At 66.7% G+C, this 4,556-nt stretch carries 5 protein-coding genes; 3 read left to right on the top strand and 2 right to left on the bottom strand.

The window, feature by feature from the left end:
• Positions 1–1,269, bottom strand: a 1,269-nt coding sequence (locus NBW84_RS21230; protein ID WP_250286732.1) for an effector-associated domain EAD1-containing protein, incomplete at its 3' end; no start/stop codon positions are given.
• A gap of 380 nt (positions 1,270–1,649) precedes the next feature.
• Here NBW84_RS21230 and NBW84_RS21225 point away from each other — a divergent pair.
• On the top strand, positions 1,650–2,369 hold the full coding sequence (locus tag NBW84_RS21225) for a DUF433 domain-containing protein (protein WP_250286730.1): 720 nt from the start codon (positions 1,650–1,652) through the stop codon (positions 2,367–2,369).
• Positions 2,369–2,788, top strand: a complete 420-nt coding sequence (locus NBW84_RS21220) for a PIN-like domain-containing protein (protein WP_250286729.1) — start codon at positions 2,369–2,371, stop codon at positions 2,786–2,788. Before NBW84_RS21225 ends, NBW84_RS21220 begins: the two co-directional genes overlap by 1 nt.
• 3 nt (positions 2,789–2,791) lie before the next feature.
• Here NBW84_RS21220 and NBW84_RS21215 read toward each other — a convergent pair whose 3' ends face one another.
• Positions 2,792–3,646 (bottom strand): toll/interleukin-1 receptor domain-containing protein, encoded by an 855-nt coding sequence (locus NBW84_RS21215; protein WP_250286727.1) that lies wholly within the window; start codon positions 3,644–3,646, stop codon positions 2,792–2,794.
• A gap of 170 nt (positions 3,647–3,816) precedes the next feature.
• Between NBW84_RS21215 and NBW84_RS21210 the strand changes: the two genes are divergently transcribed.
• Positions 3,817–4,556: ImmA/IrrE family metallo-endopeptidase (locus NBW84_RS21210; RefSeq protein WP_250286724.1), on the top strand; the 740-nt coding region annotated here is incomplete at its 3' end.

Here is a 4,556-nt window from a genome sequence, read left to right as displayed (position 1 = left end):
CTCCCGGGCCTGGTCGCAGTCGTAGTTCGGGAACACGTTCGGATGGAAGAGCGGTGTCAGCCAGAACACCAGCGGCGGGGTTTCCGGGAACTCCGCGCCGAGCTGTATCAGAACGACATGCCGATCGACGGCGACCGGATCATCACCAGGTGCCGCGCCGGGCCCGAAACTCGGCTGGGCGAACTCCAGCTCGTACTCGGTGGGCAGCAGACCGGAGTTCGCCCGCACCTGGAACCCAGGATGCGCCCGCGCATACGCGACGATCTGGTTGCGGACGCGGTGCAGCGCCTCCTGCCTGTCCTTCGGGTTGAGCGCCCCGGCCCGGGCCTCCACCCCGATCCGCATCCTGGAGTTGTTGCGGATACCCGCGACGTGCAGCGTGTCGTCGGTGTTGAGCCGGCGTCCCGACCCGTCGTCCTGCACCTCGTCGACGACGATGGAGCGGGTCGCATCGGTGAAGCCGGGCGGATACTCCTCCATCACCGAAGCGGCCACGTTTTCGACGGTCTGCTGGGCAGGGGCGTCGTTCAACCGGAACTGCCGGCCGTCCGGCCCTCCCACGTACAGCGTCTGGAGCACGTAGTCGGGTTCACCCGGCGGGACGAGCGTCCACCCCAGGTCCGTTCCGTCGAGCCGTTCCCGCACCGCCGCGGTGTCAGTACTGCTGACCCGGTAGGAGACGGCGTGCGACGTGGACCAGAACTCATGCGGTTCCAGGCCGAGACGTGCCAGGGTTTCCTGAGCGTGGCGGCGCTCGGGTTCCGAACTCGCCCGCACAATCACATGACAGCTCTGCGCCGGCCCCTCCTCCGCCGCCGGTTCCTCTTCAACCCCCGCAGGGCGTCCAGCCTCGCCTTCCGCAGGCGTTTCACGAACGGGGTTCGGACCGACCGGCATTCCGACCCGGTCCGCGGCAACCGCATCCGGTGCTGCCTCGGCGAGGTGCCGGGCGGCGAGGCGCTGAAATACCTCATTACCCGGATATCGCCGACTACTGCTGTACAGCAACGTCCGGAAGGGAGCGACGATGATTCCGTTGTCGAACTCGATGAACACCTGGGTCCACCACTGCTCCGGGTTGGAGCCTTGGATGACCGGGCTGTATGCCAGCGGGTAGCCGATCTGGGTGAACACCGTCGAGACGGCGCCGTCGGTGCGGTAGGCCCGGGCGAGCGCGTTCAGGAAGTCGATCCGGTCGTCCCGGCTCAGGCGAATGTCGGGACCGTCGTCCGCCGCCGCGCCGACATCACCGTCCGCAACCGGTGCCACCGGATCCCTCCCCCGCCTCCGCAGCGCCGGCATCACCACGGGTTGCCCCGGTTGTGCCGTAACGTAAGCGTAGTCCCCACCACAGCGATGTCAGTGTCCGGTACAGGAGCACATCACCCGGACGCCGGCCACCGAGTCAGCCGGCGTCCGGCGGCAACCGGACACGACAGGTCTGCCGCGCCCGGCAGGCAGGCTCCCGTACAGGGTTCCTTACGTTGAGAAGGAGCAGGATCGGTGGTCATCATCGCCGGTGCCGGTGCCGACGGAGTCCGTACAGCCGTTCCAGCGGTGCTCCGCGGCCCGGTCGGCCGGTGAGATGTATGGGTTCGGCTGGGAGTGGATGATAGGCGGCAGAGCGCCGTATCCGGGGGAGGCAAGTCGTGCCCAACGACGCTGATCGTTTCGAGGTGCCGCTGTACAGCGTCGCCGAGGCCAGCCGCTACCTACGTGTGCCGACCTCGACCTTCACGACCTGGGCGTACGGATATGTACGGCAGCGGCCCGGACGCCCCCCGGTGCGTGGTGAGCCGATCGTCACCGCGCGTCCCGCGACGGAGCGCGGCGACGCCGTGGTGCCGTTCATCAGCCTTGCCGAGGGGCTGGTGCTCGCGGCGATCCGGCGTGCCGGTGTACCACTTCAACGCATCCGGCCCGCTCTCACCCGCCTGTCCGAGGAACTCGGGATCGCGCACGTCCTGGCGTCCAAGGCCCTCTACACGGACGGCGCCGAGGTGCTCTACGACTTCGCCGAGAGCCAGGGCGACACACCCGAGGCGCGGGGTGCACGAGAGCTGGTCGCCGTGCGTAAGGGCCAGCGGGTGTTCGGTGATGTCGTAGACGCCTATCTGCAGCGCGTCGACTTCGCACCGGACGGCTATGCCCAGCTCATCCGTCTGCCCGAATACCGGCACGCCGACGTCGTGGTCGATCCTCGCCGCGGGTTCGGCCAGCCGATCTTCTCCCATGGCGGGGCCCGGCTCGAAGACGTTCTGGGCCGTTTCCACGCCGGCGAGCAGCTCGCGGAGGTCGCCGAAGAGTTCGGTGTCCCCCCTGACGAGCTGGAAGACGCCGTACGCATCGCCAGCAAACCCGCCGCATAGTGTTGGCGGCACGTCCCGAGGGGCTCCCCCACATCTTCGTCGACCGCAGCCTCGGTCGCATGGCCGTCCCTCGACTGCTGCGGCAGGCCGGCATCGATCTGACGACACTCGCCGATCACTACGGCATCCCGCACGACGAGAAGGTCGAGGACGTAACCTGGCTCGCCGACACCGCCCGACTGGGCTGGGCAGCGTTCATGAAAGACGAGAGAATCAGACGCAGGCCAGCGGAGAGGGCAGCCGTCATAAAACATGCCGCTCGCTGCTTCTACATAAACCGACAGAACCTGCCCGGCCCGGAGATGGTCCAACGATTTATTGACAATCTCGACACGATCATTACCGCCTGCGCCGAGGCGGACCCGTTCATCTACGCTGTTCATTCAAATCAGATCAAAAAAATGGATCTCGATCCGTGACGTTCAGCTCGTCGCCCGCAGCGCCCTGAGCAGCTTTGCGTAGCCGTCCGCTTCGAACAGGTTCACCCAGTGCCATTTCCGCAGGCGATCCGGTATCTCGCAGGGCTCCAGCCGCACCGGAATCAGGTAGATCGCCCCTTCGGGCTGCTCGTCGGCGACGTCCAGCGCGTACTTGATCTCCTTCTGGACGTACCCTCTCTTGTCCGTGGATGCCGACGACAGACAGACGAGAACGCTGCGACTGGCACGAATCGCTCGACGAATCTCCAGATCCCATTCCTGACCAGGCAGAAGATCCTCGGCGTCGAGCCAGGCGTCGAGCCCGTCATCGTGCAGCCGCTTGTAGAGATCGCGGACCCGGGGTTTGTCCTGGGAGGCGTGACAAAGAAAGATTTTTGACGGCCCGGACGTCGTCGTGATCCGCGCGCCCCGGGCGATCCCGTCGGCGAGCTGACGCGGTGATTCGGCGTGCGACCCCGAGGAGGTCCCCGAGGGCGGGTCCCGCGCGTCCCAGGTGGCTTTGGCTGCGAGATAACTGGCGACAAGACGCCTGAAAACATCATTACCCGGATAGCGCCGGATGGCCACGCGCAGCAGCCGCCGATAAGGCGCCTCGATGATCCCGGCGTCGAATTCGGAGAAGATCTGGCCCCACCACTGTTCCGAGTTGCTGCCTTCCCGAGCGGGGATGCGTACCCGCGGAAATCCGATCTCGTCGAGGACGATCGCCGCAGCGCCCCCCGGCGGGAAAACCGTGGCAATCACGGTCAGGAACTCGTCCCGATCGCTCCGGCTCAGACTGATGTCGGGGCCGTCGTCCGGCAGCCCGCCAGCGTCGCCATCCGCAACCGGTGTCACCGGCAGCCCCTCCCCCGTCTCCGTAGCGCCGGCGTCACCACGTATTGCCCCGGTTGCGCCGTAACGTAAGCGTAGCTCCCATCACAGCGATGACAGCCTCCTGGTGGACACGGCATCATCACCCGCCGCCAAATTTGCGATTTTCGCAAGTGCCGACGTATCTTGACCATGTGGATGCTGAGATCCTCGCCGACCGCATACGCCAGGCGATCCGGGATGCCGGTCTGACCCAGCAGGCGCTCGCGAAGGCCGCTGGCATGGATCCGACCGCCCTGTCCAAGGTGCTCAGCGGCAAGCGGCGCCTGAGCAGCCTGGAACTCGCACTCATCGCCGAGGCGACCGGTGTACCGGTCGCCGAACTGCTCGCCAGTGGCGAGCAGGGAAGTACCCGGATCTCGGCACGCGCGCAGCCTGATACGAGCCCCGCCGTAGCACAGGCCCTGAGCCGCGTGGACGATCTCCTCGAGATCGAGGCCCTGCTGCGCGACCTCGGCATGTCCGCGCCACCGAGCCGCTTCCCGCTGGAGATCCACCAGGACGATCCGGTGCTCCAGGCCGACCAGCTCGCCCGTGCGGTGCGCGGGCTCACCGGGGCGGGTGATGCCGACATCGATGACCTGGCCGACTTCTGCGAACGGGAGCTGGGAATAGACGTCGCCGTCGAACCGCTTCCACCGGGGCTGGACGGCCTGAGCATATCCCGCGGGAACTACCGCCTGGCGCTCGTGAGCAGCGCCGTTCCGGCCACTCGCCAACGTTACACACTCGCCCATGAGATCGGGCACATAGCCGCGGGTGACGTACAGGGCGATACGAACGGCATCACGATCGACGAGGGCCTCTACAGCCGACGCAGCCGCGAGGAGACAAGAGCCAACAGTTTCGCCGCGGCTTTTCTCATGCCTGAGGC

This window comes from Protofrankia sp. CiP1_Cm_nod2 (assembly GCF_920664355.1).
Lineage (GTDB): Bacteria > Actinomycetota > Actinomycetes > Frankiales > Frankiaceae > Protofrankia.
Note: the sequence above shows the minus strand (reverse complement) of the source record. Positions and strands in the feature narration are given on the sequence as shown.